At 45.7% G+C, this 26,882-nt stretch carries 29 protein-coding genes, 1 pseudogene and 1 other annotated feature (1 of these 31 running past the window's edge); of the genes and pseudogenes, 19 read left to right on the forward strand and 11 right to left on the reverse strand.

The annotated features are described in order from the left end of the window. Positions 1-527: 527 nt before the first annotated feature. A complete protein-coding gene (locus KI362_RS20535) occupies positions 528-992 on the reverse strand; it encodes a MarR family winged helix-turn-helix transcriptional regulator (protein WP_301630029.1) in 465 nt (154 codons plus the stop codon). Between the two features lie 200 nt (positions 993-1,192). Between KI362_RS20535 and KI362_RS20540 the strand changes: the two genes are divergently transcribed. Then, positions 1,193-1,681: a glutathione peroxidase gene (locus tag KI362_RS20540; protein ID WP_301630031.1), complete on the forward strand. Its 489-nt coding sequence runs from the start codon at positions 1,193-1,195 to the stop codon at positions 1,679-1,681. A 223-nt stretch (positions 1,682-1,904) separates the two neighbouring features. After that, positions 1,905-2,072, forward strand: coding sequence for a CxxH/CxxC protein (locus tag KI362_RS20545; RefSeq protein ID WP_301630033.1), 168 nt, complete (start codon positions 1,905-1,907; stop codon positions 2,070-2,072). Between the two features lie 151 nt (positions 2,073-2,223). Here the strand turns inward: KI362_RS20545 and KI362_RS20550 are convergent, their stop codons facing one another. Further along, positions 2,224-3,531 carry an MFS transporter gene (locus KI362_RS20550; RefSeq protein WP_301630035.1) on the reverse strand — a complete coding sequence of 436 codons (1,308 nt, stop codon included), beginning with the start codon at positions 3,529-3,531 and terminating at the stop codon, positions 2,224-2,226. A 472-nt stretch (positions 3,532-4,003) separates the two neighbouring features. Between KI362_RS20550 and KI362_RS20555 the strand changes: the two genes are divergently transcribed. Next, entirely contained in the window at positions 4,004-5,749 is a 1,746-nt protein-coding gene (locus tag KI362_RS20555) for an Imm51 family immunity protein (RefSeq protein WP_301630036.1), read from the forward strand. A 125-nt stretch (positions 5,750-5,874) separates the two neighbouring features. Here the strand turns inward: KI362_RS20555 and KI362_RS20560 are convergent, their stop codons facing one another. Next, on the reverse strand, positions 5,875-6,420 hold the full coding sequence (locus KI362_RS20560) for a hypothetical protein (RefSeq protein ID WP_301630038.1): 546 nt from the start codon (positions 6,418-6,420) through the stop codon (positions 5,875-5,877). 320 nt (positions 6,421-6,740) lie between these two features. Between KI362_RS20560 and rlmH the strand changes: the two genes are divergently transcribed. From rlmH to KI362_RS20575, 3 genes are read left to right on the forward strand one after another with little or no spacing between them, the layout of a single operon-like run. Then, positions 6,741-7,220: a 23S rRNA (pseudouridine(1915)-N(3))-methyltransferase RlmH gene (rlmH, locus tag KI362_RS20565; RefSeq protein WP_301630040.1), complete on the forward strand. Its 480-nt coding sequence runs from the start codon at positions 6,741-6,743 to the stop codon at positions 7,218-7,220. Between the two features lie 34 nt (positions 7,221-7,254). Continuing rightward, the gene (locus KI362_RS20570) at positions 7,255-8,019 is read left to right on the forward strand and encodes a helix-turn-helix domain-containing protein (RefSeq protein ID WP_301630042.1); all 765 of its coding nucleotides are present in this window, start codon (positions 7,255-7,257) and stop codon (positions 8,017-8,019) included. Positions 8,020-8,048: 29 nt separating this feature from the next. Next, complete coding sequence (locus KI362_RS20575; RefSeq protein WP_301630044.1) at positions 8,049-8,750, forward strand: transglutaminase-like domain-containing protein; 702 nt, start codon at positions 8,049-8,051, stop codon at positions 8,748-8,750. A 107-nt stretch (positions 8,751-8,857) separates the two neighbouring features. Here the strand turns inward: KI362_RS20575 and KI362_RS20580 are convergent. Beyond that, positions 8,858-9,060 (reverse strand): annotated as a pseudogene (locus tag KI362_RS20580) (hypothetical protein); the annotation flags it as partial. Positions 9,061-9,391: 331 nt separating this feature from the next. Further along, on the reverse strand, positions 9,392-9,517 hold the full coding sequence (locus tag KI362_RS20585; protein WP_283248997.1) for a hypothetical protein: 126 nt from the start codon (positions 9,515-9,517) through the stop codon (positions 9,392-9,394). A 183-nt stretch (positions 9,518-9,700) separates the two neighbouring features. Here KI362_RS20585 and KI362_RS20590 point away from each other — a divergent pair, with 183 nt between their 5' ends. The 9 genes from KI362_RS20590 to KI362_RS20630 all read left to right on the forward strand — a co-directional run bounded on the left by KI362_RS20590 (position 9,701) and on the right by KI362_RS20630 (position 19,109). Next, positions 9,701-10,075, forward strand: coding sequence for a GntR family transcriptional regulator (locus KI362_RS20590; protein ID WP_301630048.1), 375 nt, complete (start codon positions 9,701-9,703; stop codon positions 10,073-10,075). 2 nt (positions 10,076-10,077) lie between these two features. Next, positions 10,078-10,941 (forward strand): ABC transporter ATP-binding protein, encoded by an 864-nt coding sequence (locus KI362_RS20595; RefSeq protein ID WP_301630050.1) that lies wholly within the window; start codon positions 10,078-10,080, stop codon positions 10,939-10,941. Between the two features lies 1 nt (position 10,942). After that, positions 10,943-11,569 carry an ABC-2 transporter permease gene (locus KI362_RS20600; protein WP_044481509.1) on the forward strand — a complete coding sequence of 209 codons (627 nt, stop codon included), beginning with the start codon at positions 10,943-10,945 and terminating at the stop codon, positions 11,567-11,569. A 54-nt stretch (positions 11,570-11,623) separates the two neighbouring features. Then, positions 11,624-12,904 (forward strand): TraB/GumN family protein, encoded by a 1,281-nt coding sequence (locus tag KI362_RS20605; RefSeq protein ID WP_301630053.1) that lies wholly within the window; start codon positions 11,624-11,626, stop codon positions 12,902-12,904. Positions 12,905-13,087: 183 nt separating this feature from the next. Then, positions 13,088-13,771 (forward strand): response regulator transcription factor, encoded by a 684-nt coding sequence (locus KI362_RS20610; protein WP_301630055.1) that lies wholly within the window; start codon positions 13,088-13,090, stop codon positions 13,769-13,771. Continuing rightward, on the forward strand, positions 13,772-14,773 hold the full coding sequence (locus KI362_RS20615) for a sensor histidine kinase (protein ID WP_301630057.1): 1,002 nt from the start codon (positions 13,772-13,774) through the stop codon (positions 14,771-14,773). 101 nt (positions 14,774-14,874) lie between these two features. Next, entirely contained in the window at positions 14,875-15,813 is a 939-nt protein-coding gene (locus KI362_RS20620; protein ID WP_301630059.1) for a VanZ family protein, read from the forward strand. Between the two features lie 24 nt (positions 15,814-15,837). Further along, a complete protein-coding gene (locus KI362_RS20625; RefSeq protein ID WP_301630061.1) occupies positions 15,838-16,521 on the forward strand; it encodes an ABC transporter ATP-binding protein in 684 nt (227 codons plus the stop codon). Continuing rightward, on the forward strand, positions 16,518-19,109 hold the full coding sequence (locus KI362_RS20630) for an ABC transporter permease (protein WP_301630064.1): 2,592 nt from the start codon (positions 16,518-16,520) through the stop codon (positions 19,107-19,109). Before KI362_RS20625 ends, KI362_RS20630 begins: the two co-directional genes overlap by 4 nt. A gap of 207 nt (positions 19,110-19,316) precedes the next feature. On the opposite strand, the gene KI362_RS20635 is transcribed toward KI362_RS20630, so the two are convergent. From KI362_RS20635 to KI362_RS20645, 3 genes are read right to left on the reverse strand one after another with little or no spacing between them, the layout of a single operon-like run. Next, positions 19,317-19,931, reverse strand: coding sequence for a DUF2306 domain-containing protein (locus KI362_RS20635; protein WP_301630066.1), 615 nt, complete (start codon positions 19,929-19,931; stop codon positions 19,317-19,319). A gap of 57 nt (positions 19,932-19,988) precedes the next feature. Continuing rightward, complete coding sequence (locus tag KI362_RS20640; protein ID WP_301630068.1) at positions 19,989-20,993, reverse strand: DJ-1/PfpI family protein; 1,005 nt, start codon at positions 20,991-20,993, stop codon at positions 19,989-19,991. 42 nt (positions 20,994-21,035) lie between these two features. After that, on the reverse strand, positions 21,036-21,233 hold the full coding sequence (locus KI362_RS20645) for a hypothetical protein (RefSeq protein WP_301630070.1): 198 nt from the start codon (positions 21,231-21,233) through the stop codon (positions 21,036-21,038). Between the two features lie 220 nt (positions 21,234-21,453). Here KI362_RS20645 and KI362_RS20650 point away from each other — a divergent pair, with 220 nt between their 5' ends. Next, positions 21,454-22,161 carry a response regulator transcription factor gene (locus tag KI362_RS20650; protein ID WP_301630072.1) on the forward strand — a complete coding sequence of 236 codons (708 nt, stop codon included), beginning with the start codon at positions 21,454-21,456 and terminating at the stop codon, positions 22,159-22,161. Continuing rightward, positions 22,139-23,212, forward strand: coding sequence for a sensor histidine kinase (locus KI362_RS20655; protein ID WP_301630074.1), 1,074 nt, complete (start codon positions 22,139-22,141; stop codon positions 23,210-23,212). Before KI362_RS20650 ends, KI362_RS20655 begins: the two co-directional genes overlap by 23 nt. On the opposite strand, the gene KI362_RS20660 is transcribed toward KI362_RS20655, so the two are convergent. Together KI362_RS20660 and KI362_RS20665 are read right to left on the reverse strand one after the other, a co-directional pair. Continuing rightward, positions 23,152-23,775 carry a GNAT family N-acetyltransferase gene (locus KI362_RS20660; RefSeq protein ID WP_301630076.1) on the reverse strand — a complete coding sequence of 208 codons (624 nt, stop codon included), beginning with the start codon at positions 23,773-23,775 and terminating at the stop codon, positions 23,152-23,154. The genes KI362_RS20655 and KI362_RS20660 overlap by 61 nt on opposite strands. 176 nt (positions 23,776-23,951) lie before the next feature. Beyond that, positions 23,952-24,347: a hypothetical protein gene (locus tag KI362_RS20665; protein WP_049895095.1), complete on the reverse strand. Its 396-nt coding sequence runs from the start codon at positions 24,345-24,347 to the stop codon at positions 23,952-23,954. A gap of 138 nt (positions 24,348-24,485) precedes the next feature. On the opposite strand from KI362_RS20665, the gene KI362_RS20670 reads away from it, so the two are divergent. Next, positions 24,486-24,833 carry a helix-turn-helix domain-containing protein gene (locus tag KI362_RS20670; protein ID WP_301630079.1) on the forward strand — a complete coding sequence of 116 codons (348 nt, stop codon included), beginning with the start codon at positions 24,486-24,488 and terminating at the stop codon, positions 24,831-24,833. A 105-nt stretch (positions 24,834-24,938) separates the two neighbouring features. Here the strand turns inward: KI362_RS20670 and KI362_RS20675 are convergent, their stop codons facing one another. After that, complete coding sequence (locus KI362_RS20675; RefSeq protein WP_301630081.1) at positions 24,939-25,355, reverse strand: MerR family transcriptional regulator; 417 nt, start codon at positions 25,353-25,355, stop codon at positions 24,939-24,941. A 184-nt stretch (positions 25,356-25,539) separates the two neighbouring features. Between KI362_RS20675 and KI362_RS20680 the strand changes: the two genes are divergently transcribed. Beyond that, the gene (locus KI362_RS20680; RefSeq protein WP_301630083.1) at positions 25,540-26,580 is read left to right on the forward strand and encodes an NAD(P)-dependent alcohol dehydrogenase; all 1,041 of its coding nucleotides are present in this window, start codon (positions 25,540-25,542) and stop codon (positions 26,578-26,580) included. A 55-nt stretch (positions 26,581-26,635) separates the two neighbouring features. Beyond that, positions 26,636-26,882, forward strand: a binding site (T-box leader) (it continues 18 nt past the right edge of the window).

Here is a 26,882-nt window from a genome sequence, read left to right on the forward strand (position 1 = left end):
TCAAAAAGTATCGCCGGAAAGAGCCACCTGTCAAGAAAGGCGCTTGACAGGCTCTTATTTAAGCGCGTCAAAAACGAGAGAGTCACAGAGGCGCTTGACAGGTTTCGTTCATATCAACGGACATTATGTCTCCTTACGTTCCGCCTTTGGATGAACCCGAATTGTAACGGACATTTTGGCTGTTTAGAGAGTAGAATGGAGTGAACCAGAGTCGTTTGAGCGTCCTAAGCGCCCGAAATGTCCGTTACCCCTTCGAATCATGAGAACAAGTCTCCTAAGAGTCTAGAATGTCCGTTAGCGAAATGTCCGTCAGTGAGTTCAAAATGTCCGACAGTGAGCAGCAGATGGCTAATCAGAGAACCGGTTCCTCCCAAATAGGAGCCTGATTAGGAGAGGCAAGCATCACAATGGATTTAGAAGAAGACATTCCCGCAAATCACCTCGTTCCGTAGTAAGCACTGCCGTCAATTGTCTCGACGATTGGTAGGAATGATCCAAAGTGTACTTTGGGACAGCCCCTTGTCTTTTTAGAGCGCGCCATCTGATTCAAGCTTATGCAGAAAGCCGCGGATTTGGGCAAGCTGTACCTGGATGTCCTCTGGATTGATGTTGGTGTCTTGGTAGATTTTGCAGGGGATTTCCTTGGCCTGGTGCCGGAGTGCCTGCCCCTTCTCGGTCAGGGTGATGATGACGTTGCGCTCGTCCTTCACATCACGGGTGCGGGTCAGCAGTCCCATGGCTTCGAGCTTCTTCAAGAGCGGTGTCAGTGTCCCGGAATCGAGGAACAGGCGGCCGCCAAGCTCCTTCACGGTGACTGCATCCTGCTCCCACAGCGCCAGAAGGGTAATATATTGGGTATAGGTCAGTCCCAGCTCTTGCAGCAGCGGGCGGTACAGCTTCATGATGCCCCGGGAGCAAGCATAGAAGGCGAAGCAGAGCTGGTCATCGAGTTGGAGTGAGATGTTTGTGTTAGTGCGATTGGTCTCGGACATTGTTGTTAGTTCACCTGCCTGCGATTGAATTGGACACAATTCATTTGTTGGTCGAATTATAGCATGAGGTATGGAGCGGGGTCAAAGCGGCTCAAAGCGGTATGAAAGCGCACGAAAGGGTGCAGCGGCATTTGACTTCAATAATTAAATTGCATACAATTTAATTAGGAAAAATTGAATTCAGCAAAGGAGATGGAATCATGTCAATCTATGATATCGAGGTAACTACGATCCGCGGGGAACAGCAGACGCTGGCACCTTACAAGGGACAGGTGATGTTGATCGTCAATACGGCGACGAAGTGTGGATTTGCTCCTCAGTTCAAGGGGCTCCAGAAGCTACATGAGGATTATGGCAATCGCGGATTGGCGGTTCTCGGCTTTCCGTGCGGTCAATTTGCAAATCAGGAGCCGGGAGAGAATGAGGATATCGCTGCCGCTTGTGAGTTGAATTTTGGCGTGACTTTCCCGTTGTATGCAAAGATTGAAGTGAATGGGGATGATGCGCATCCGCTGTTCAAGCATTTGACACAGGAGGCTCCCGGGCTGCTCGGTTCGAAGGCGGTGAAGTGGAATTTCACGAAGTTTCTGATCGACCAGGAGGGCAAGGTGGTTAAGCGGTTCTCACCGACAGATGAGCCGTCCAAAATCGAAGGCTATATTCAAAAGCTGCTGGAAGAAGGCAAGTGATAGGAGCTTTTTTGGACAAGGAATAAGGGTTATAATCAGCAAGGCGGTACCGGGAGTTCAGTTCTGGGTGCGGCCTCTTTTTACTGTAATTGTAAGAAAATGTTCGCTAGATGGAGTGAGAGAGCAGGTTCCTTTTTTGCGCTGAGTATGATAGAACAGATAAAGGACAACCTGAATACGAGAAGCGCGCCGCAGGAGCGGTAGAGGAAAGGATGCTTTGAGCATGTACGTGGTATGCAAGGATCATGTGGAGCTAGCGATTGATATGTTTGTGGACGAGTTCGAGGAGGCCCCGGACGTGGTGGATCTCGAGCACACGAAGTTCATTGATTGGGAGCCGCCGGTCAAGTGCGAGGAATGCGACTGTGAGGCGCGGTTTTTGGTGGTGTAAGAATAAGGTAATGATAGGCGGTAGTCTGCTCCTTTGCGGGTAGAGGCCGCCTTTTTGCTGCCGATAAGAGATGGATAGGTTGGGAAAAAGAAAGCAGGACAAGCGCTGGCTTGTCCTGCTTTTATGGAGCGTGTACGAAGGTTGGCGGAGATTAATCGGCTGCGATATCTTGCTCGGCGGGGGCGCGGAAGCTTCGGCGGCCAAGCACGCCTACGATAAAGGCAACCATAGTTAGCACGGCAGCGAGCAGGTAAAGGTTCACAATGCCGAACCATTCAGCCAGACCAGCCATGCCAAGCAGCGAGATGCAGAAGACCAGGTGCAGCAGGGAGGCCTGGGCGGACATGACCTTGGGCAGCATGAGCCTGCCGACACTACGCTGGATGAGTGTGCGGCGATTGACGATGGACAGCTCGGCGAACGGGCCCATCAGCAGCACAAGAATGAGGGCGATGTAGGGCTCGGTGTTAACGGCATAGACGGCAGTGAGTAGACCGTAGCCCGCCATGCCGATCAGCATCGCCGACAGGAAGCGATCGCCAATGGTCCGCACTAACGCCAGCACCAGCAATCCACCGCTGACCGTTCCTGCGAAATACGCCGCATTAATGAAGCCCCACCATTCCTCACCTTGCCCAAGCGCGGTCTGTACGAAGGCGAGCGTGAAGGCACCGACCCAGACCGAGCCGCCCAGCATGTCGATGATGTCCATAAAGGTCAGCAGGCGAAGGCGCGGCATGCGCCAGATCGTCTTCCAGCCTTCGGTGAGTGTGTGCCAGCGGGAGGGGCCGGTGGTGGCGGAAGCACTAGAAGTACCGTCGGTGCCAGACATGCCGGAAGCTGCAGTGGTGGCATGGGCTGCGGAGTCACCGGACTCAGCCGGTTCCTTCACGCCCAGGGTAAAGGCCGCCGCCAAGCCATAGATCACCGCTGTCACCAGCAATGTCGGACTCGGGCCAAGCATTGCGACGACGATACCGCTCAAGCCCCAGCCGGCAAACTGCACCACCTGATCGCTGACACTGATGAGACCATTGGCTTTGAGCAGGCTTTGCTCATCGGGAACGAGCCGCGGCACAAGCGCATTACGGGTCGGTACCGTCCATCCATCAAGGAAAGACATAACAAAGACGAGTGCAAACACAAGAATAAGGGAAGCATCGCTCCCTTGTATTTGCAGATAGACTGCCAGGACGATGAACAGCAGAAACTGGCCTGATTGTGATAAGAGAAGTAAGGAAGGCAGCCTAAAGCGATTGATCAGCAATGGTGCGATCAGACCGCTGATCATTTGAGCGAAGCTGCGCATCAAGGGCGTTAGCGCCGCTGATACGAGCGAGTTCGTCTGGTTCAGCACCAGCACTGTGAGCGCCATAATGTAGAGCACGTCTGCGGCATTGGCCGCAGTCTGAGTGGTCCACAGATAATAAAAAGGCCGGGACATCGGCGAGGATTTCATGGTAGTTCGGGTCTCCGTTTCTTGGGATGTAAGGATAGGGTAAGCAGATAGATAGCTGAAGATAGGAAAATAAGTACAAATAATACTAACATAGCAACAAGATTAAGGATAAGGGAAGTTATAGGGTCTTGCAACCGGGCTATCAATGTAACATATCAAATCGGTGATAGTTGCATTGAGAGAATAGTAGCATCTTCTTAAAATAACATCTAACGTTCGTTTAATGAAACCGCAGCAGTCCAGGACTTTATTTGATCTGTCCATGGGTGCTGCTGTTTCTATTCCTTTGCCTATGGGTCATCATGACTGCCTGTTGCTACCGATTGGAAGGACCAGGGTTATGGTTGGGGAGAGCAGGAGTAGATCAAATTACTCAATTTACGGGGGAGCAGGGGGATTGCGCTGGATCGCAGATGCATATTATAGGGAGGGTTTGGTAGGATGGAGAAAACGTCTTTATTTCTGGAGGTAGATGAAAGTGGATCAAGCGTTGCGGTTGCAGTTGGAACAGTGGTATGAGGAAGATGAGCATCAGAATATTGTAGACGCTTTGGAAGCTATCCCTGTTGCTAATAGAGATTATGAAATGGTCGGTCAGTTGGGCCGTGCTTATAACAATGTAGGGCGTTATGAGGATGCGTTGACACAATTTGCCCAAGTTGATGAGCAGGGGGAGAACGATACTGCGTGGCATTACCGGTCAGGGTACTCTTATTATTTTCTGGGGAGATTTGAGGAAGGAGCGCAGGCATTTACGAAGGCGCTGGAGCTCGATCCGGAGGATGAGCACTCACGAGAGTTGCTTGGCTGGTGTCAGGAACGCCTTGATCGTCAGCAGCAGAATCAGATGATTCGGGAACAGGCGTTGCGGCAAAAAGAGCAGACTCCAACGAAGCCGATCTTCGAGGGTCTGGATTTGTCTGAATTTTGGGATAACGGCAGCTATGCCGAGAGTACATATACGATGGATCCGCCTAGTGATGCATTGATTGCCAGTGTGGAGGAGGAGCTAGGCTACAAGCTGCCCGCTTCCTATATCGCTTTAATGAAACAGCGTAATGGGGGCGTTCCTCGGAATACCTGCTTCCCAACGCAAATTTCTACCTCTTGGGCTGACGACCATATAGCGATCTCATCGATCATGGGAATTGGGCGAGATAAAGATGAATCGCTCTGTGGGAATATGGGTAGCCGATTCATGATCGAGGATTGGGGATACCCGGATATCGGGGTCGTCATTTGTGACTGTCCTTCGGCGGGTCATGATGTGGTCATGCTCGATTACCGTCATTGCGGCAAGGATGGGGAGCCCGAGGTAATCCATGTGGATCAGGAGTCGGAGTATGAAATTACTTTCCTGGCGCCGGATTTTGAGACCTTTATTCGCGGCTTGGTGAGTGAAGAGGAGTACGATACCTCAATGGAGGATAAAGCGAACGATTTGCGCAAGGTGGCGGAAGGAAAGTTCTCACCTTTGCTGGAGGAGCTGTGCAGCAAGGCGGAAGCGGTGGATGCCGAGCAGCTTGAATCGCAGATCCGGGCGGTATGTACACGTATTGTGGGGGAAAAGGGACATTTCTCCTTCCATGCGGATGACTTGTCGCTGCTGATGTACGATGTGCAGTTCTGGCTGTACACAAATGCTTATCCACGGCCTACGCGGGAGGAATATCTCGATATTTATCCGAAGATGATTGCGTTCGGCGGGGAATTTGGCCAAAGCGGCTATGCTCCTGCCTGGATCACGGACTGGCTCGATAAACGCATGCAAGAGGGCTTGATTAAGAAGGATCAGGGGACTCTGAGCTTGGCAGAGGATGCGCGTAAGGAGATCATCGCTCGTCTGGAGCTGGAGGCCGGAGGAAATGCGGCGGAAGACGAGGATATGGATGTAGCTCCGTTTAAGCTGGTGGATCAAGGAGAGCGGGGGATGTCGGTCATTTTGCCGGTTGGATCATATTTGACGGAATTGTTTGCGTCGCGGGCCGACGAAGGCTTTGAGGGCAGCGGGTATGATTGGGCGTCTCTGGCCTTTGTGTATCTGGCTGAGCAGATGCCCGACCTGCAGGGCATCATCCGCTTCGACCCGGAAGGGTCGATGTTCTGTGCCTATTCCTCCGATCGGGAGGCGCTTCAGGCCTTTGCGGTTGGCTTTAAACAAGCCTGTGAGAATGAGGCGCTGATACGCGATTTATTCTTGCGGGCGGAGTTGGATTAATTAGCGCAGCTTACTGTATTGGGCGAAATGAAGAACTAAACAGCAAGCGTCAGGGCCGGGGGAGATTTCTCCCGGGTGGCTCCTGACACTTGCTGTTTTTTTGCGATTGCAGAGGGACTTTTGCTTTAATTGAGCGTAATTTCTTGTTCCCAAGTCAATTCCTGACCCTGCTCATTCACGAATACGAAGGTGACCTTGCCTGCTTCGCCCTTCATGTCTTCGGGATAGAAGAAGCCCATAAACTGCCCGTCGCCGCTGATATAGAAGCCGTCTTCGCCGGTTTGTCCATGCTCTATGGCCTCTTCAAACGTATTGACGGTGTTGTTATTTTCGGACGACCACTGCATTTCCTGAAGTCTGTAGCCTTCGGGGACTTGCTTCACCTGAAAATCAAAGCTTCCTTTGTTCTCAATCGGCTTTGGCGTCTGATCAATATCAATGAGGATCTCCTCACTAGGCTTATCATTCTCCGGGTTAGAGTCGACAGGGTCTGTGAGGGCGTTGTTGGCTGAGTCTGTGTTGTTATTCCCTGCTTGTGTCTGATTCGTCGCATTGGATTCGGGTTGATTGCCAGGGACCGTTGTGCCTGCTTGCGAGTTGTTTCCGCAGGCGCTCAATAGTAGTACGGCGCTTAAAGCAGCCATCAACATTATTGGTTTGGGTTTCGTCATGTGATTTCCTCCAGTTGTGTTCAATGTATTTCATAGACAAAGACAAGACTAGGGCAGAGCCGCGTATCCTGATACAGCGTGCTGGGAAAGCGAATCACGATCAGGAAAAAGGGACGATATAGGTTATTTACCGCCAGATAAAAAAACTAAACATGGGCTGTATGGCTAGGAGCGGGCTAATTGATAGTTTATGCTGGGATTAAATTGTGTATTAGGACGGTTTTGGCGAACTATACTATAGGCAGGAACAAGGCATTTTTGTGATATGCTAGAGATATATGCGGCGTTATACATAATGAACATGATGGTGGTGCAAATCATTGAATATACAAATTATTGCAGTAGGTAAGCTGAAAGAGAAGTACTTGACCCAGGGCATTGCGGAGTACGCGAAAAGGCTCACCCCGTACATCAAATTGACGTTAACGGAGGTCCCTGATGAAAAGGCACCCGAGCAGTTAAGCGCTAGTGAGGAAGAGCAAGTGAAACGCAAAGAAGGAGAACGAATCCTCGCGCACCTGAAGCCAGACACTTATGTTGTGGCAACTGCCATTGAGGGCGAGCTCTGGACGTCGGACAAGCTGGCCCAGCATATGGAGGAATTAGCCACCTATGGCCGCAGCCAGATCGCCTTTGTCATCGGCGGAAGCTTGGGCCTGTCCGATGAAGTCCTTCAACGTGCCAACCTGAGGATATCATTTGGCCGCTTCACCTATCCCCACCAGCTTCTGCGGCTGGTACTTGTGGAGCAGGTGTATCGGGTGGTGAAGATTATGAGGGGGGAGCCTTATCATAAGTGACGGCGAAACTAGATGAGCTTGGAGTGATTAGAGGATGATGAATTTATATGGAGCGGAGCATCACTTGATGGTGGTGTCAGATTCTATTGATGCGGAAGAGCACCGGCATTCTTTTTTACAGGTGACGATTTCATTAACAGGCGAATTTGACATTGAGGTAGCGGGGCAAAGCTTGAGTGGTCCAGGTATCATTATCAATTCGAACGTTGTTCATCGCTTAAAAGAAGCGGGACACCTGTTGATGCTCCTTCTGATAGACAGCACCTCTGAGATGGCTGCAGGCTTTAAGCGGTATCTGGAGGAGCAGCCGTATCATGTGTTTCCGCAAGGAGAGATGAAGAGCATTCGCGAATTTGTGCAAAAAGAGTATGCTGGCGTTAAGGACCCGGACAGCTATCGTTCTTTTCTGGGACAACTCATGATGCTATTGGGCGTACAACAGGTGAATACAGCTATTGTTGATCCGAGAATAAGAGAGTTTATTCAGCTCATAAAAGATTGCACCGACTCCGAACACTCCGTCAGTCAATACGCCCGGCAATTTGGTTTATCCAACAGCAGAATGTCGCACCTCTTTAAAGAAAATACAGGCATTTCGCTTAGCGGGTACATGGTGCTTCACAAGCTGCAGAAGGCAACCTATTTCATTTTTGAGGGGCTCAGCATTACGGATGCGGCTATGGCAGCAGGATTTGATAGTCCGTCACATTTAGCCGCCACCAGCAAACAGTTGCTGGGAATGACGGCGAAGGATATCCGCAAAGATAGCGTCTTTTTAAAAGTTTCTTGCCTGTATTAACCTTACAATGGGTGCAGGAGGTGTGTTCCATGAGTGCATACTTGAAGGAAACCGCATTGCTGAACTATTCTCACCCATTGATTCTGCAAATTGTTCACAGCCGCCAGTGGGATTCGATGTCCAGGAAGGAACAAATTCTCGGCATATATAACTACGTCCGTGACGAAATCCGGTTCGGCTATAACCGGGCGGATGATATTCCGGCCTCGGAAGTCTTGCAGGATGGCTACGGTCAGTGTAATACAAAGGGTGTGCTTTTTATGGCGTTGCTAAGGGCTGTGGGCGTGCCATGCCGTATGCATGGATTTGCCATCGATAAGAAGCTGCAAAAGGGGGCAATGAAAGGGTGGTATTACCAACTGTCCCCCCAGGAGATCATTCATAGCTGGGTTGAAGTGCTATATGAAGGTAATTGGTTGAAAATTGAGGGATTTATACTGGATATCCCCTATTTGACCAAGCTTCAGCAAAAATTCGAGCAGTGTACGGGTTCATTTTGCGGTTATGGCGTTGCAACCGATAATTTTCAAAATCCGGATATATATTGGAACGAAAATGATACCTACGTGCAAAAAGAAGGAATCGTTCAGGATTTCGGGATTTATGACAGCCCCGATGCCTTCTTCACGGGCCATCCGCAAGGGCTCAGTCCGTTCAAGAAAATAATCTATAGCAGGGTGGTTCGGCATCTGATGAACCGGAACGTCGATCAGATAAGGCAGGGGAGCTGACTGATTCTAAATGTGAAAAGCTGCTTACGATTCTTGGCAGCCACTACTTATTCTTAAAATAGTAAGAAGAGTCAGCCATCATCGGACTGACTCTTCACCACGTCATTTTACCTTTGCCTTTTTAGAGCAATAATTTCAGCCTCAGACAGTCCAGATGCCTTCACGATAATAGCTGTTTCGACTCCAAGTTTGAGAAGTTCCAGAGCCATCTGAGCAGCTTTTCTGTTCTCGCCTTCAGCTAATGCTCCTTCAATCATAGAAGCTCGTCATGCAGATACTTTTGTCTGTCTTCGTACAATCGGCGGGCCTCGAAGCAGACACCAAAAGTGACTTTGCGTGCCTGTATTAACCGTTGTATGCGAATGTAACAGAGTAGCCATGTCACCCGATAGTTTATCCTAAAAACCGTTACGGTGAACCGTATCACAAGTAGGGCGAAATTTTGAGGTCTGGGTAAAAAAGCCTCCCCTGTGGTCTTAACCCTGTCAAGTAGACAGTATAAAAGAAGACAAGATTTAAGCTACGGCCGTTTCCCGGTATTCTACCGGGGAACGGTCGTTTAGTTTTTTCTGAAATCGGTTTGGTTGTAAAACAGTATGTATTCGCTCAAGCACTCGCAAGTCCTCTACAATCTGGAATATTCAATCTCCGCTCGCAAATAAGCCATTTCTTCTTGCATACTGGAAAACTTCTTCATTGACCAGCCGGGCTGCCTCCAATTTTAATTCCAAGGAGTACCTCCAGAAAGTTTGTCCTTTTTTAGCCATGAAAAAATCCCCTCCATTAGGCAAGATTAAGTCCATCTTAACAGATGTCTTTTTTCTCTTGTCTACTAAAAGGGATAATACCACTGTGGAGTTTTTTCTTCCCTTTTTTATTGACAAAACGACAAAATCGAATCATAGTGTACTTATACAATAAGTACACTATGATTCAATTGGGGGATTAGTGTGGATATCATCATCAGCAGTAACACCAGTAAGCCCATTTATGAGCAGATCACGTCGCAAATCAAAGCCATGATTATGAATGGGGATCTACAAACAGGTGATCCGATTCCATCCATGCGCTCACTGGCCAAATCAATCCACGTCAGCGTGATTACGGTGCAAAAAGCTTATGAAGATTTGCAGCGGGATGGATTTATAGAAACAACTGTTGGCCGCGGCAGTTTTGTGGCGGCGAAGAACAGAGATTTTATGCAGGAAGAGCTGCAGAAAAAAGTAGAAGAACATTTAAATCTTGCGGTTGAGACTGCCCGTACCGGCGGAATTAAATTAGAAAAAATGATTGAGCTGTTGACCATTTTTTATACGGAGGAGTAATTATGACTTACAGCTTGGAAATAAAAAATCTGACCAAAACCTATCCCCAGTCCGATTTTCGTCTGGACAATGTATCGTTTTCTATTCCCCGCGGAACGATTATGGGGTTTGTCGGCGAGAACGGATCGGGAAAGACGACAACCATGAATGCCGTTTTAAATACCATTAAGAAAGACAACGGCACCGTGAAAATCCTTGGCCGGGAAATGGGTGACAAGGATACGGATATTCGCGAGCAAGTGGGCGTAGTGTTCGATGCGGTCAACTTCTCCGGGATACTGACACCGGCAAAACTGGCGAAGGTGATGGCGGGTGTATATAAACAGTGGGATCAGGAATTTTTCCTGAAAACTACAGCGAGATTTAATATTGACATGGGCAAAAAAATCAAACAGTTTTCGCGGGGAATGACGATGAAGCTGGCACTTGCCGTAGCCTTGTCACACCGGCCGCAACTGCTCATTTTGGACGAAGCAACCGCCGGTTTAGACCCTATTGTCAGAGAGGAGATTCTAGGTGTATTTCTGGAATTTGTCGAAGACGAAAACCATTCTATTCTGATGTCCTCACACATCACCAGCGATTTAGAGAAGATTGCCGATTACATCACCTTCATTCATCACGGAAAAGTGATTTTGACGGAGAAAAAAGATCATCTGATCTATGATTACGGCATTGCCCGCTGTAAAGCCGAACAGTTTCAGCTTATCGACCGGACGGACATGATGGCTTATAAAAAGAGAGATTATCAAATCGATGTGCTGGTGGAGAACAGGAAAGCTTTCGAACGAAAGTACAGCGGGATTGTTGTCGATACGGGAACCATTGATGAAATCATGCTTTTGCTGATAAAGGGGGAACGGTAAGATGAAAGGTTTGCTGGCAAATAACTTATATTCTATGCAGGAAAATATCAAGCTGTCACTCTATATCACTTTGCCGATGGCGTTTGTCCCGCTTCTGGAAGCTTCCATGATTTCCATGATCGTTGCCATGCAGGTCTTCATGTTTATCTCCAATATGGGCGCCTCTTTGAAGATGGATGAAACCTCCGGGTGGAACAAGTGGGAAATTACCATGCCGGTCAGTAGAAAGACAATTATCAATGCCAAATATATTTCGTTTATCCTTCTAATCCTAATGGGATTGGCGGTCAGCTTGGTTACAGTGGTGCTTCTAAGCTTGCAGAACGAGTTCAACGATACACTCATCTTCGGCTACAGCTATGGCTTGCCGTTGTCCATTTCAACCGCTGCGATCGCCTATCCGCTTATTTTGAAGCTTGGAGCCGAAAAAAGCGATACTCTGCTGATTACGGCGGGCGGACTGTCGGTGGGACTGCAGCTGCTGGTCTGGTATCTCTTGCATTTGTCCGACAGCACTATTACTTACAGAAGTCCTGTCGTGGGGCAGGTCTCCCTGGCCATTGCGTTAGTGATGTTTGTTTTGTCCTATTTTTTATCTGTACGAATCCATCGGAACAAGGAATTTTAAGGAAGGCGGTAAGCTATCCTTGCAAATAATACTTTGAAAGTAGGGAAGAATGAAATGAAGAAATTAACGGCATTATTTTTAAGCTTTGTCATGTTGTTTGTATTTGCCACTGGTGCACAAGCGCAAGCTGCTACACCTTCCGTACCGATCATGCTTGGTGAAAAGCAGCTTACATTTGATAACGGACAGCCGTTTTTTGAAAATGCAACCACGTTGATTCCAGTTAAGCCCTTCCTGGAAGGACTGGATTATGAACTGAGCTGGGAAGCGGAGACCTCTACTCTTTATGCATCGAAAGGCGAGCTATCCTTTGCCCTGAGACGCGACAATAATCAGGCCATGGCGAACGATGAGGCGCATCAACTGACGGTTGCTCCAAAAATCGTAAACGGTACACTCTATGCTCCGCTTCGTTTCCTGGCTGAAAATGCAGGTTACCGCGTTGGCTGGGATGCCAAAAACCGTGCTGCTGCTCTGGAGCAGCAAGACAGCAAGGGCTTTTTCTGGAAAGTAGAGAAGGACGGCTCGGTAGTGTACTTGCTTGGTTCTATCCATGTTGGCAGCGACGATTTGTACCCGATGCGTCCTGAAATGAATGTGGCGTATGCTAATTCCGATCATCTGGTTGTGGAAGTAAACACTGTTGCTCCAATGGACGAGGAAGAGATGGCTGACATACAAAAAAAATATATGCTGTATGATGATAACACAACTCTGGCTGACCATATTGATGCCAAAACGTATGCAAAGCTTCAAGACATTTTAAAGGAACTCGGAGCACCTGAAACAGCATACGATTCTATCAAAGCTTGGTTGGTCTACAGTAGGTTGGTTCTTATCAAATCCCAACTAAACGGTTATGAAGGCGGTCTTGGCATTGATACGTATTTCCTGCAAAAGGCGCTGGCTTCCGGGAAGTCTGTACTGGAACTGGAGTCCCATGATTCCCAGTTTTCAATGTTAAACAATTTCTCGGATGAGCTTATAGCTTCTTTGCTGAAGGAAACGGTTGAAACATTCCATCAACCTGATAACAGCGCTGAGACAATGGCTGGTGTGTTTCGTACCAACAGCATTGAGCCAATGGTGAATGTGTGGCTTGCTGGAGACGAAGCTGCGCTGACGGAATCGACGGAAGCCATGAAGGAAAAACCGGAATATTATAAAGCCGTGATCAAAGACCGCAATATCGGAATGATTGAAAAAATTGAAGGTTATCTGGACAATGAAAACAAAGAAACATATTTTGTAGTTGCCGGAGCGGGTCATATGCTGGGTGAAGACGGGATTGTAACCAAGCTGAAGGAAAAAGGTTATACCATTACTCGCCTGTAAGTCGCAACGCAATGGTCATCCAAGCAATTAGTACGCGTAAAAGCTAACGAGAGATCCCGGAATTCGTTTTCTTTATATCACTAATGCAATCCAAAGCAACGGTGAAGCCTGCCCGGGAAATCTGTTATAATATCGAAACTAAGATGAGGAGTGAATTTACTCTAACGTAAGGATGATCTGCATATGAACATTTTATTGGTCGAAGATGATAAGACGATCGCGTCGGGACTGGAATATTCGTTGCAGCAAGATGGATATCAAACTGTTCTCTGCCATGATGTCGCTTCAGCCAAAAAGGTGCTTGCCGAAGACATCGATCAGTTCGCTTTATGCTTGTTCGATTTACAGCTTCCGGACGGAAACGGCTATGAATTGTGCAAGATGGTGAAGGAGCGGCGAGACATTCCGGTCATCTTCTTAACGGTGATTGACGATGAGGTCAATGTCGTGATGGGGCTCGACATGGGAGCCGATGATTACATTACCAAGCCTTTTCGAGTTCGTGAGCTTCTCTCCCGGATCAAGTCTGTCTTACGGAGATACCAGAAGCCGTCCCACACCGGAGCGATCATCGATATCGACCATGTTCGAATCCATACGCTGGAAGGCAAAGTGCATAAAAACGGTGTCGAAATTCCGCTAACTGCCTTGGAATATCGCTTATTGCTAATCTTCGGCAACCACGTTGGACAGGTTCTCACACGGAGTCAGCTCTTAGAGCAAATCTGGGACGTGGCCGGCGAATTCGTGAACGACAATACGTTAACGGTATATATCAAACGGTTGAGGGAAAAGTTGGAGGATGACCCAGGGCATCCGACTTTGATCAAAACGGTACGCGGTTTAGGCTATAAGGTTGGTGATTAGATGCTGCGAAATCGGGAAAACCAAATATTATTGCTCGTTATGGGCTCGATTGGTATAACGGCGACCGTGGTCGCCGCTTTCTTTTCGTCCGTCGCGGCGATATTTGTTTTCATTGTATCCTTGCTGCTTATTGGCACGAGCTTGTTGTTCACGAGCTGGAGATACCGCGAGTTAGCGAAGCTCTCCGTCTACTTGCGGGAAATAAGCAACGGCAATGACTCCCTTGACGTTCGCGATAACCAAGAAGGCGAGCTTAGTATTTTAAAGAATGATATTTACAAAGTAACGCTCATGTTATCGGAGCACCGTTCACTATTGCAGCGGGACAAAGTTCAACTGACGGATGCCATCTCCGATATTTCACATCAGCTCAAAACGCCGCTCACCTCCATGACGGTGATGGCTGATTTATTAAGCGCCCCTGACCTGCCTCCGGCCAAAAGAGCGGAGTTCACCCATCATATCCGCGTCCAGCTTGAACGCATCGATTGGCTTGTTTCTTCCTTACTTAAGCTATCGAAAATAGACGCGAAGACGATCCCCTTCAAAAAAGATCGAATACTCATGAAAAACCTGATCCAAAAGGCACTAGAGCCGGTTATGATTCCGATGGATATTAAGGGACAGACAGTGTCCATCGCGGGCGATGACGATGTCTCTTTTGTCGGAGATTTCAATTGGACTGCCGAAGCGGTCATCAATATTTTGAAGAACGGCGTGGAGCATACACCTGTAGGCGGAGAGATCGCCATCACATTTTCCGAAAACGCGCTATTTACGGAAGTCGTCATTGCTGACAATGGAAAAGGCATTCCAAAAGAGGATTTACCGTATATTTTCAAACGTTTTTACAAAGGAAAGAACGCTAGCGAAGGGAGCATCGGTATAGGGCTTGCGATGGCTCACAGCATCATTGCCAGCCAGAACGGCGTGATCGATGTGACGAGCGACAGCGAGAAGGGTACGCAGTTTCGGATTAAATTTTATAAGCACGTGATTTAGCGGCACTCTGTAAGTGACTGAATTGTCACCTCCATCGTCACGGGAAAGTCATTTTAGACCGTTAAACTGATATTCATCAGACGAACGATGGAGGTAAGACTATGCATGTAAAGCAACAGCGTAAGATTATTTTTGCAATCACAATATTCTATACCCTGTTGATTCTTTATTTTTTGTTTTTCGCTTTCGGCAGAGCAGATAAGACAGATCAGATCAGTGAGTACACCTTTATTTTTTTGCCGGACGCTTTTTTTAAGCTGCCGGGTCTATCCGATCTTCTACATCCTGTGCTGATGGATTTGGTGGATTTCGGGAACATCGCCGCCTTCATCCCTTTTGGCATATTGATTCCGTTGTTATATCGAACCCACTTTGCCCGCTTTATGACTTTGTTCCTCCTGTCCATTCTCGTGCTGGAGACCATTCAGGCCCTAACCTTCCTTGGCAGCTTTGATATGAACGACGTCATCCAGAACTCTTCGGGCGCAGCCATCGGATTCGGGGCGTACAAGCTTGGCTTTCGTACAAAAAACAACTGGAGAAATATTGCCGCTACGGGTATTTCCGGCATTGTCTTGATGCTCGGAGTGTGGGGGTTCTTCGGGATGCTTGATCAAGTATTCACCAAAGAGATGGGGCCCTTTGTGGCGATAAACGAATTGAAGGATAGTACCGGGAACACATTAACGGGAAGTAAACCGTCCAATCTTAAGATTGGCGGTCAAGACGTGGAGCCTCAATATAATGTGTATAGCATCGAAGGTAAAAAGAAAGAAACGTACACGTATACGTTGGACAATAAGGAGGAGTTGTATCTTTTCTTTAATTATGGAATTCCCGATCAAAAAGATTTCCAGGGCAGCATCAAGCTGATCGTCGATGGACATGAGTTCCTATCCGTATCTGCAAAAGATCAACGCCATGAGCCGGAGATGAACAAAATTTTCCTCCCGCAGGCCAATGAGCTTACGATAACCATCGAGGGGAATGAAACCCTATGGGATTTTGGATATCGAGAGATGGTATATTTCTGGAATTGAACATCAAGGGGAGAGGGGACAGCCATGGAAATTTTAAAAATTGAGCATCTGTCTAAAGTATACGGCACAGGCGAATCGGCGGTGAAGGCGCTTGACGATGTTTCCTTTTCAGTCCAAAAAGGCGAATTCGTCGCGATTATCGGCCCGTCCGGATCGGGGAAATCGACGCTCCTTCATATGCTGGGCGGCGTGGATCGGCCGACTGGCGGGAAGGTTTATGTTCAGGATACGGACATGTATGGCTTAAACGAAACGCAGCTGGCCATCTTCAGGCGCAGGCAAATCGGCCTGATCTACCAGTTTTTTAATCTGATTCCCGTCCTGACGGTGGAAGAGAATATTACGCTGCCGCTCTTGCTGGATAAACAAAAGGTTGATCAAAAACAATTGGATGGCCTTGTGAATACGTTGAATTTGCAGCATCGATTAAACCACCTGCCGAATCAGCTATCCGGCGGACAGCAGCAACGTGTATCGATCGGCCGAGCGCTCATCGGCAATCCTGCGATCATGCTGGCCGATGAACCGACCGGGAATCTGGACAGCAAGAATAGCAGCGAGATCATCGACTTATTAAAAATGCTGAATAAGACCTATCATCAGACGCTGATCGTGATCACGCACGACGAACGGATCGCCTTGCAAGCCGACAGGATCATTTCGATTGAAGACGGGAGGATTGCCAAAGACGAGGTGATCCGGCGATGAATATTGTCAATACATTAACCATCCGGCATCTGAAGCAGAACAAGAGACGAACGCTTGTCACCATCATCGGCGTCATCATTTCGGTTGCCATGGTGACCGCTGTCGCTACGCTTGTCTTTTCCTTTTCGGATTTAATGATTAGGCAGACCATCGCGGATACAGGGGAGTGGCATGTCCAATATCAAGATGTAACCAAAAAACAGCTGGCGGCGATACAGGGCGATGACAAAGCCAAAACCGTTGCGGTCTCAAGAGACCTTGGCTATGCCTCATTAGAAGGGGGACAAAATCCCAATAAGCCGTATTTGTTCATCAAGGAATATGATGCACAGGGCTTCGCGCAGTTTCAGATTGAACTAAGCCAGGGGCGTCTTCCGCGTACGGGCCAGGAAGTTGTGATCTCCGAGCCCGTTGCCACGAACGCCAAAGTGAAGTACGACATCGGCGATCGTCTAACCCTTCGCGTCGGTGAGCGATTCGAACAAGGGGGCGATCATCCCCTGGATCAGACTGAATCGCTGCGCAGGGAAGACGGCGCATTGACCGAAACGTTGCAGCATATCAAGCTAAGGGATTATACGGTGGTAGGCTTCATCAAGCGTCCCGTATGGGAAGCGGCCTGGGCCCCGGGCTATACGATCATTAGCTATGTCGATGATCATATCATCGGGGGGAACGATCGAGTCGATGCGTCGGTAGTCTTGCAGAGTGTCAATCCGTCCTTGTTCGCTCATGCGGAGGAATTGGCTAAGCAAAACCAGATTGAAACCGTCCAATTTAATAACGATTTGCTTCATTATTATGGCTTGTCCAAAAGCAAAGCCTCGTACAGCATGATGTTCTCCTTATCGGCGATCATCATGGCGGTTATTATGATGGGCTCGGTTTCACTCATCTATAACGCTTTTGCGATCTCCGTCTCGGAGCGTTCCCGCCATTTAGGGATGCTCGCGAGCGTGGGGGCTACAAAAAGCCAGAAGCGAAATTCAGTGCTTTTTGAAGGGTTCGTCATTGGCTTGATCAGCATTCCCATTGGCATCCTATCCGGTCTTGCCGGGATCGGGATCACCTTTTGGTTCATGAACGCGATGATTGAAGGGGCATTAGGGACCAGTGAAAAGCTGAGGCTCATCGTCACGCCGTTATCGCTCTTGATAGCTTGTCTTGTTTCGATGCTGACGATTTTCGTCTCGGCGTATCTCCCGGCGCTCAAAGCATCCAAGGTATCCGCGATGGACGCCATTCGCCAAACGACCGACGTAAAGCTTACGGCCAAAGCGGTGAAAACGTCGAAGTTCATTCGCAAGCTCTTCGGGATCGAGGCAGAAATCGGGCTGAAAAACTTAAAAAGGAACAAACGGAGATATCGTGCTATTCTTTTTTCACTGGTCATCAGCATCGTTTTGTTTTTGACGGTATCTTTTTTTACGGCTGGCATGATACGCTCCCTGGAACTGTCGCGGGAAGGCGTCAATTACGATATTGAAGTGTCGTACAGCAATGGACAAAGAATAGATGGCCGGTTGCTGCAATCGATTGTATCCCTGGATGGCGTCACGGAATACAACGTGATTCACGAGTTATACGGGAACGCTTGGGTCGATGCGGCGATCATCGCTGATGAATTGCAAGAGTGGGTTAAGAAGGATAACAGTCTGCTGCAGGACGGGAAATACCCTTACGATATTAAGATTCTTGCATTGAACGATTCGAGTCTGCAAGCCTATGCCAAAGCGGTTGGTGCAGACTACGAGCAGCTTACGGATCCGGATCATCCCGCCGCGATCGTGATGGATACGATTCATTACAAAGATATGGGTACGGGGAAATATGTTCAGACAAAGGCCGTGTATACGAATGTCGGTCAAAGTATCGAGCTAACGAACTTTTATAAAGAGAATGGGGAAGAAACGAAGCCAGACAACGTGATCGTTGCCGCATTGACGGATCAAGCCCCTATGGGGATGAATCCGATAGGCTTAGGCGGGCTAAATATGATCGTGTCGGAACGCGTCATGAATCGGATGGCAGACGACGAGGATCTAGCTAACGCTGCGACGTACCTCCACTTGAAAAGCACGGAGCCGATGAGAACGCAGCAGGAAATTGAAGAGATGTATGAGACCAATCTGAATGTCTACAATGTATATCAATCCAGAAAAAGCGAAGAACGTCAGATTCTCTTGATGTCCGTCTTTTCTTACGGTTTTATCGTATTAATCTCTGCGATTTCCATTGCGAATATTTTTAATACGATCTCGACGGGGTTGTCTCTTCGCAAGCGAGAGTTTGCGATGCTGAAATCCGTAGGCATGACGCCAACAAGCTTTGCAAAAATGGTGAACTATGAAAGTGTTTTTTACGGGGTCAAATCGCTGTTGTTCGGGCTTCCCGTTAGTTTCGTCGTGATGGTTCTGATCTATAGAGCGTTTGCGAACAAATTTAGCTACGGATTCACCCTCCCTTGGATGAGCATTCTGTCTGTCATTGTCGCCGTATTTGTCATTGTCAGCTCCGCGATTGTTTATTCCGGCGCGAAAATAAAGAAGGAAAATATTATCGATGCATTAAAGCAAGAGAATATATGATGGTCGTCGGCCCTGACTTGGTTGAAGTCAGGGCTTGCTTCGTTTAATCTTCAGGTTTCGACGCATGTAATCTCCCGTTACTAGGGTCGGAGATGACCCAAAGGAAGGCGAAAAACGTCCAAAGTAACCGACCTGATCGATAAGTAATGAAGTAATACAAACAACCATTGATGACCTGGAGTCGTCAATGGCTGTTTTTTTAAGAGTTCAAAAGAATAATCTCCTTCTAATCATAAATTCTGACCCAAGTAGATTAAGAGACCAACTTAACCAGACTGCTATTGTGTAGGAAGTTCCATAAGAAAAATTCATTAGGTTATGTGAAATGGCTACAATGATATAAATAGTAATATTTGCAAAGGAAAGAAAGAAACTTCGAGTGATCCATTGACTATGCAGCATAACTCTTTGTCTTTTGATATACCAAAATCCGAGAATAGTTGTTATAAGCCATAATGAATTTAAAATAAGAAACCCAATTATGCTAGGTAAGCCTCCTGTAGCAAAGAAAGAGACATAGACGCCGGGTATGAAATTTAAAATAATGGACATCACATATATTCTGCCATTCCAACGGTGAAAGTTTCTTGATTTATCACGGATTGCTTTTATAGCTCCAAGAGGTCCAGTAATAAGAGAAATAATAGCAAGTAGGATATGAATACGAATCATTGAAATCCATAAGTTATGATCTGTTAAAATTTGATCTTTTCTAGAAATAAACTTCTCAAATTGAGGGTCTACCATAAAATTCTTTGAAAATGTGTGAAGCACCCACATCATTGAAATGATTAAAATAATTATACCCGCTTTTCGTTTCATTAATGAAAACCTCCAATGATACTTAGGAAAGCCAACCTGTCTTATATTCTTCCTGTTTTATGAAATTCGATGCCCGACTAACTTTGAAGCAGGCAGCATTCCGGCTTTTGCTTCACCAATCATATTGTATCCATCTACAGAAACGATAAATTTTAAGTTAAGACGCATAGGCTTAAGAACTTTCATAGCCCACTTTAGTTGATTCCCTTCTATTACTAGATTGTCTAAAGTGACATGATCTTCTCCTTGCTTTGCAGTTCCTGTTATCTGTCCATCCTTAATAGTAAAATTTAATAAAACGGAGAGCGTTCCAATAGGAGTGGAAATAGTAGTATCCCATTTTCCTTGAAAGTCAAAGTTCATATCAGGTTTGATTAAGGTATCATCACTTCTAGTTTCAATTATATTTTCTTGTTGGTTCTCTCTCGGTATATTTCCTTCTGCTCTCCAAACCGTACCCCTCCGTTCATACTCAAACAGTTGCTCCACGGCGTGTGCTATACGGGGACCTAATTCTCGCTCAACAAGGTAAAGAGCAACATCGAGTCCCGAAGTAACGCCGCCACCCGTAACAATATTCCCATCATCTACAATGCGAGCATTAACTGGAATAGCATTGGCAGCACTCAAAAGCCCCATTCCCATGTGATGGGTAACGGCATGCCGATTTTCTAACAATCCACCCATTGCTAAAATGAGAGAACCACCGCAAATTGTGGAAAGCAATATATCTGGTTTCTTAATGGCCTCTTTGAGTAAATTACCTAATTCTGTTTCTGTGGCTTGTTGCAATTTAATGGGTATTGATTCAGGTCCATTATCATGAACTGAACCAGATGCACCCGGAACAAGAATAATTCCTTTACTGGTTAAGTCAAGTTTACTACTTGCTTGGATTTGTAAATGGTTAACTCCGCTTGTCACCATTCTTTTACCTTCAGCAGAAACGAGTTCAACGGTGATATTTTCATTTGAGTACATATCAGCGGCAGTAAACACTTCATAAGGAGCGATGGCGTCTAATAGATCGAATCCATCAAACAACACAATTTGAATATGCATATATATTCCCTCCATTTAAAATGATCCGAAATCGATTATGTTTTATTTTGCAAGAAGATTTTTCAGTTTTTGATATTCCGCCTCGCTCAGTTCCCCGTTAATTACTAGGTCTTTAAAATAGTCCATTTGCTTATTCCTTGAGCGTATTGCGAATATGCGAACCGCTACAAAACAGAATAATGTAAGGCAAAACAAAGCGCCGAATGGAAAGAATGAGAAAGTTGGATCTTCAATACCCATTTATAAATCCTCCTTTAAAGTACAAATATGTGCTGATTGCTTCACAATAAAAGAGTAACTTTTGAATATCTCAAAAGAGGGTATAAAACAATCACAAAATAATCACAATTTTTCATAAAACATATTTTTCATTAGAAAAATGATAAACTGAATTTGAAATTTAAATGTTGTTAGGTTTGTAGTATCCAGGGTGTGTCATCGAAGGAAAGGTGGAATTTTCGTGAACGAAGGACAGACGATTCTAGTCGTTGACGATGATAAAAGTATTGTAGAACTATTGAGGGATTTCTTAGAAAGTGAAGGTTATTATGTGGAAACTGCTCATGACACTGCTCAGGCACTTGTCATTTTGAAACAAAGCACAATGGAGTGCATCATTTTGGATATCATGATGCCAGGACAAAGCGGTTTTGAGTTATGCAGGCAGATTCGGATGGAAAGCAATGTCCCCATCCTTTTTTTGAGTGCTCTGAGTGATGATGTAGATAAGATCCGCGGACTAGCACTTGGAGGGGATGATTATATAGTCAAGACCGCGTCACCGGGTGAGATTGTTGCAAGAGTGAAGGCTGTATTGAGGCGTTCGAATTCTAAACAAAGATCCAGGAAGGTCCTGGATTATGGGCGTCTGTCGTTGGATTTGTCTACAAGAGAAGTGTTTATAAAAGGGCAGCCCATTTCACTGACACCAAAGGAGTATGATTTGCTGCAATTGTTTGCCGAACATCCTAAATACACTTTTTCATATGACCAATTACTTGATAAATTTTGGGGAGGGATTGGTGATAAACATACTGTTCGTGTCCATCTAAGCCGGCTTCGCGAGAAAATTGAGGCTGATCCGAATAATCCGCAATTTATTGTGAACGTATGGGGGATAGGCTACCGTTTTAAAGGAGAAGAAAATGAAAACTATTCGTATTCGTAAATTCACCATGCTTAGTTTATTTATTATACTTTTTTTTCCGTGGGTATTTTATGTAGGCGGGCATTTTGTTGAAACCAATTCGTTTCATCTTGGCGTTGCGACCCATTCAAAAACGACTCAAATCGTTGCGGGAATCACGGGTCTACTATTGGCCTTTTTGATTGTGGCTTATGCCATGCGAAGATATATTCTTATTCCGCTAGAGAAAATGAGCCAATGTGCCCGGCAGATCGCAGAGGGAGATTTGGATATCCAGATACCTTATTCAAGGATTTCAGAAATTGCTGAAGTCCATAATGGATTTAATATTATGGTTGATAGTCTAAAAAAATCTTTTCAGAAACAGGTTGAATTGGAAGATGAACGGAGGTTTGTGATTGCTGCTGTTGCGCATGACTTACGGACGCCGTTATTTGCCTTGCGGGGTTATTTAGATGGCCTAGAGCAAGGTATTGCTGATTCGCCTGAAAAGAGAGCAAAGTATTTGGCAGTATGTAAGGAGAAGTCAGTGCAGTTAGATCGACTTGTAGAGGATCTTTTCACGTTTGCGAAGACAGAGTACCAAGAAATAATACTAAGCGAAAATATGATTGACCTGAGCCTTGTTTTCAAGAACTCAATTCAAAGCCTAAGCCCTCAGGCTGAGCAAAAGGATATCTATATTATTGCAGATCATTTGACAAGTCATTGCAATATCAAGGGCGATTCACACTTATTAGAGCGAGCCATGAATAACTTAATAGATAATGCGGTCAGACATACACCTAGGGGTGGTAAAATTTTCATTAATTGTGATAGAGATGAAACCTGTGTGATCTTTACGATACAAGATACAGGAGAGGGGTTCTCTGCAGAGGATCTTCAAAAAGGATTTGAACCCCTATATCGAGGGGAGGCATCGAGAAATCGCTCAACTGGAGGAGCAGGATTAGGGCTAACGATTTCACAACGAATTATTAGACAACATGGTGGAGAATTAGTTGTAGGAAATCACCCGGAGGGTGGCGCATTCTTAAAAGGTTGGATACCAATAGTAGTACCCAATGCATAATTCAAATTTTGCTCACGAATCGCTGCCAGCATAACGGTGTCATGAAATTCCTTGCCAATTAAATATTTTTTAAGTATACCTTCCTCAGAGAACCCTGCCTTTCTTAATACTTTTATTGAAGGTATATTTTCCGACATAACCAATGCCTGTATTCTATGCAATCTTAAAGCGTCAAATCCGAAATGAGTTACTTCCTTCACCGCTTCCGTTGCAAATCCCATTCCCCAATATTCAGGAGAAAGATAGTAGGATATTTCGGCCATTGATTTTTTTGCAAAACCACCCAGATCAATTCGGCCTATGACCTTATTTTCTTTTGTAAGCTCCACACACCATGTAATCACTGTTTTTGTTTTAAGAAGTCTACCATTTATATTGTTGAGCCAATTTGATATATGCGGTTCTTTGTTGAACAGGTTAACTCCTCCGCCTAAGAACTGCTGCACCTGAGGATCGTGAATAATTCCTAAATAGGTGTCTATATCATCGCTGCAGAATGAACGTAATGTTAATCTATCGGTTTTAAGGAGCGGGATTGTTACAAAATAATCGTTAAATTCCATATTCATTCCCCTTTTAAAATTCAACATATTACATTGCCTTACTTGCCTCATGTGTCATTTCATCAATCTAAATGCTAGAGATATAATGATTAGATCGCAATCGTAAACTTCACACGAGTGAATTAGAATCATTTTGGAGGGCACGTCTTACTCTCATGAATTTTTAAAGAGGATTACTACTTAAGCTTCGGAAGTATTAATTTTGAACTGACCATAGTTAAAGTATCTGCAGTTTTTTGAATAAGCTTATCCGTATTCTTTTGATCTATAGTAACGCCATCTTCGGAATAACATAGAAGATCAATTCTATTTACTAGATCAGCAATTTCAGGGTCAATATTGGGGGCTTTATGCATCAGTAAAAGGAAATCATCAAAGATAGTATCTTGGCTAGATGAATTGGACCTAATTTCATAAATATATAAAGCACGCGCTATGGACGTTAATGCCAAGTTGCAGAGTATAAGGGATGTTTTGAACTGATGGTTGTTTCTCATAAAATAAGCTAACTGCATATGATAATGAGCTAACTCTCGATAATTCTTTATTTTGTAGCAAAAATCATTTTCCATCAATTCACGTCCTTTGAGAGCAATAAGACCACACACAAAATAATACATATAAATATTAAATTAGTAAATGATATTTATATATCGGTGTTTACTGTTGGAAATCTTGTCTACACTTTTGACTTAGAGAGGGTGTATGACGTGAAGGATAAAGAAGTATTGAAGCTCGTAGGTGCTCGTATTCGATTGTTGCGGAAAGAACGGGGCCTGTCCCAAGAAGCTTTGGGGGAAAAGGGCGGGTTTCACTTTTCATATATTGGCCAGGTGGAGAGAGGGGAAAAGAACATCTCTTTGCTCAATTTAGCCCAAATCGCTGAAGCACTTGAGGTCAATTTGATCCAGCTCTTCTCTTATGTTGATGAGAAAATTGAAGTTACTTCAACAGATAACAGTATTCAAGAGATCGTTGGAATGCTTCGAGAAACTACTGATGAGAGGATAAGACTGGCTAAAAACGTATTGAAGGAAATATTGAACGCGAATACTTAGGGATTGAGAATATAATAGCTAAACAGAATAGGAACGGAGTCGGCTAAATACAGCTGTCTCCGTTTTTATTTACACAGAACCGCAGCTCGAAGACCGGGTACCGTATCATTCTGGTTCAGAGTCATCTTTAAAACTTTTCTTGTGAATACTTTCCGTCCCTGCATTCAAAGCAGTCTTGTAATATGAGCATTTATGCTGGATCAGCTCCATGGTTTTCTTCAGTTCTTCCATTTGTGCCTCTACCGTTGCTTTTCGTTCCATGAACATGTCATATCTTTGCTGTAACGTGGAATCCCCCTCTGAGCACCAATCAATGAAGTTCTTAATCTCCTTAATGGGCATCCCGGTTGATTTTAGACATTCAACAATTTTTAAAGCTTCGATATCGGATTCCTTAAATATTCTCGTTCCGCTGGGAGCGCGTTCTACAAAAGGCATCAGCCCCTCTTTGTCATAGTAACGCAAGGTATATGCTGTCAGATTCAATGCTTGGGCGACTTCGCTGATCGAATAGGCTTTCATCATATGTCTTCCTTTCACTTCGATATAAACCTCGAGCTAACTCTAAGTGCAAGGAAAGTGTATCACGGTGTTTGCCGGATATCAAAGTCAATATAATTTCCATTTGACCTAGAGTTAACTCTAAGGGATATGATGCTGAATAGGCCTATTTCTTTAGAAAAATTTATTAGGAGGTATTATTTTTATGATAACTGCAAAAGCAAGAGCTGTAGATGGTCCGGACAAATCGTTTCGAGCTGCTGAGATTAAAAGACGTGATCTTGATTCCCATGATGTTCTGATTGAAATTAAATACGCGGGCATATGCCATTCCGACATTCATACTGCTCATGGAGAATGGGGTCCGGTTAACTACCCGCTCGTGCCTGGACACGAGATTGCCGGGGTTGTTACGGCTGTAGGCCCTAATGTATCAAAGTACAAGGTGAATGACCGGGTAGGCGTAGGATGTATGGTTGGTTCCTGTGGCGAGTGTGAGAACTGCCGTAATGGAGAAGAACAATATTGTCTCAAAGGAAATATACCAACCTATGCGGGTGTGGATCAATACGGCGAGCCTACACAAGGGGGCTATTCTACTCACATTGTCGTAGAGGAAGATTTCGTACTGCGGATTCCGGATCATATTGAGCTTGACGTGGCAGCACCGTTGCTTTGCGCTGGCATTACGACCTATTCTCCGCTAAAGCATTGGGGAGCAGGTCCAGGTAAAAAGGTAGCTGTAGTAGGTATGGGCGGTCTCGGACATATGGCGGTAAAAATTGCACATGCTATGGGAGCAGAAGTTACCGTCCTGTCACAAACCTTGAATAAAAAGGAGGATGGCTTGCGATTTGGTGCGGATCACTATTATGCAACAAATGATCCGGAGACATTTAACAAGCTTGCCGGCCACTTCGACTTAATCATAAACACAGTAAGTGCCAACATTGATATTAATGCTTATTTCTCACTGCTAACTCTTGATGGTACCCTGGTTATCGTGGGTGCACCCGGAGAGCCTTTATCGGTCCAGGTGTTTGCTCTTAGCAGTCGGAGACGTTCATTCGCAGCTTCCATGATAGGGGGCATCCGCCAGACGCAGGAAATGTTAGATTTCTGCGCCCAACACGACATTGTTCCTGAAATTGAAGTGATCTCGGCAGATCAAATTGATGAGGCCTATGAACGAGTGTTGTCCTCTGATGTGAAATATAGATTCGTCATTGACATTAGTACCATGTGAGCTACCTTGACTTTAGAAACGACATTCATTATAATTTCCAGTAACTTGAATATGCTCAAAAGCTAAGAAGAGAAAGAGTACCTTGGTGATATCTTTTTTACAGAGAGCTCCGGTAGCTGAAAAGGAGTAAAGAATAGCTAAGGGAATATGGTCTCAGAGCTGCGCATCGAAACCTCATGTGGTTGTAGGCTGCGCCGGAACCCGCACCCGTTACTGTGCTAGGGTATACACGTGAACAGCGTCGTACCTGAAGAGGTGAATGCCGTGAGGCATTTGATGAAATTGGGTGGTACCACGTGAGC

Source organism: Paenibacillus apis (assembly GCF_018333295.1).
Lineage (GTDB): Bacteria > Bacillota > Bacilli > Paenibacillales > Paenibacillaceae > Fontibacillus > Fontibacillus antibioticophila.

Excerpts from the sequence above, each read along its gene's own strand:
- KI362_RS20645 (WP_301630070.1), bottom strand. The coding sequence starts at position 21,233 with ATGGGTATTGAAGATCCAACTTTCTCATTCTTTCCATTCGGCGCTTTG.
- KI362_RS20600 (WP_044481509.1), top strand. The coding sequence starts at position 10,943 with ATGAAAGGTTTGCTGGCAAATAACTTATATTCTATGCAGGAAAATATC.
- KI362_RS20595 (WP_301630050.1), top strand. The coding sequence starts at position 10,078 with ATGACTTACAGCTTGGAAATAAAAAATCTGACCAAAACCTATCCCCAG.
- KI362_RS20660 (WP_301630076.1), bottom strand. The coding sequence starts at position 23,775 with ATGGAATTTAACGATTATTTTGTAACAATCCCGCTCCTTAAAACCGAT.
- KI362_RS20620 (WP_301630059.1), top strand. The coding sequence starts at position 14,875 with ATGCATGTAAAGCAACAGCGTAAGATTATTTTTGCAATCACAATATTC.
- KI362_RS20570 (WP_301630042.1), top strand. The coding sequence starts at position 7,255 with ATGATGAATTTATATGGAGCGGAGCATCACTTGATGGTGGTGTCAGAT.
- KI362_RS20555 (WP_301630036.1), top strand. The coding sequence starts at position 4,004 with ATGAAAGTGGATCAAGCGTTGCGGTTGCAGTTGGAACAGTGGTATGAG.
- KI362_RS20640 (WP_301630068.1), bottom strand. The coding sequence starts at position 20,993 with ATGCATATTCAAATTGTGTTGTTTGATGGATTCGATCTATTAGACGCC.
- KI362_RS20540 (WP_301630031.1), top strand. The coding sequence starts at position 1,193 with ATGTCAATCTATGATATCGAGGTAACTACGATCCGCGGGGAACAGCAG.
- KI362_RS20665 (WP_049895095.1), bottom strand. The coding sequence starts at position 24,347 with ATGGAAAATGATTTTTGCTACAAAATAAAGAATTATCGAGAGTTAGCT.
- KI362_RS20560 (WP_301630038.1), bottom strand. The coding sequence starts at position 6,420 with ATGACGAAACCCAAACCAATAATGTTGATGGCTGCTTTAAGCGCCGTA.
- KI362_RS20575 (WP_301630044.1), top strand. The coding sequence starts at position 8,049 with ATGAGTGCATACTTGAAGGAAACCGCATTGCTGAACTATTCTCACCCA.
- KI362_RS20635 (WP_301630066.1), bottom strand. The coding sequence starts at position 19,931 with ATGAAACGAAAAGCGGGTATAATTATTTTAATCATTTCAATGATGTGG.
- KI362_RS20615 (WP_301630057.1), top strand. The coding sequence starts at position 13,772 with ATGCTGCGAAATCGGGAAAACCAAATATTATTGCTCGTTATGGGCTCG.
- KI362_RS20535 (WP_301630029.1), bottom strand. The coding sequence starts at position 992 with ATGTCCGAGACCAATCGCACTAACACAAACATCTCACTCCAACTCGAT.
- KI362_RS20605 (WP_301630053.1), top strand. The coding sequence starts at position 11,624 with ATGAAGAAATTAACGGCATTATTTTTAAGCTTTGTCATGTTGTTTGTA.
- KI362_RS20675 (WP_301630081.1), bottom strand. The coding sequence starts at position 25,355 with ATGAAAGCCTATTCGATCAGCGAAGTCGCCCAAGCATTGAATCTGACA.
- KI362_RS20545 (WP_301630033.1), top strand. The coding sequence starts at position 1,905 with ATGTACGTGGTATGCAAGGATCATGTGGAGCTAGCGATTGATATGTTT.
- KI362_RS20655 (WP_301630074.1), top strand. The coding sequence starts at position 22,139 with ATGAAAACTATTCGTATTCGTAAATTCACCATGCTTAGTTTATTTATT.
- KI362_RS20585 (WP_283248997.1), bottom strand. The coding sequence starts at position 9,517 with ATGGCTAAAAAAGGACAAACTTTCTGGAGGTACTCCTTGGAATTAAAA.
- KI362_RS20630 (WP_301630064.1), top strand. The coding sequence starts at position 16,518 with ATGAATATTGTCAATACATTAACCATCCGGCATCTGAAGCAGAACAAG.
- KI362_RS20680 (WP_301630083.1), top strand. The coding sequence starts at position 25,540 with ATGATAACTGCAAAAGCAAGAGCTGTAGATGGTCCGGACAAATCGTTT.
- KI362_RS20610 (WP_301630055.1), top strand. The coding sequence starts at position 13,088 with ATGAACATTTTATTGGTCGAAGATGATAAGACGATCGCGTCGGGACTG.
- KI362_RS20550 (WP_301630035.1), bottom strand. The coding sequence starts at position 3,531 with ATGAAATCCTCGCCGATGTCCCGGCCTTTTTATTATCTGTGGACCACT.
- KI362_RS20625 (WP_301630061.1), top strand. The coding sequence starts at position 15,838 with ATGGAAATTTTAAAAATTGAGCATCTGTCTAAAGTATACGGCACAGGC.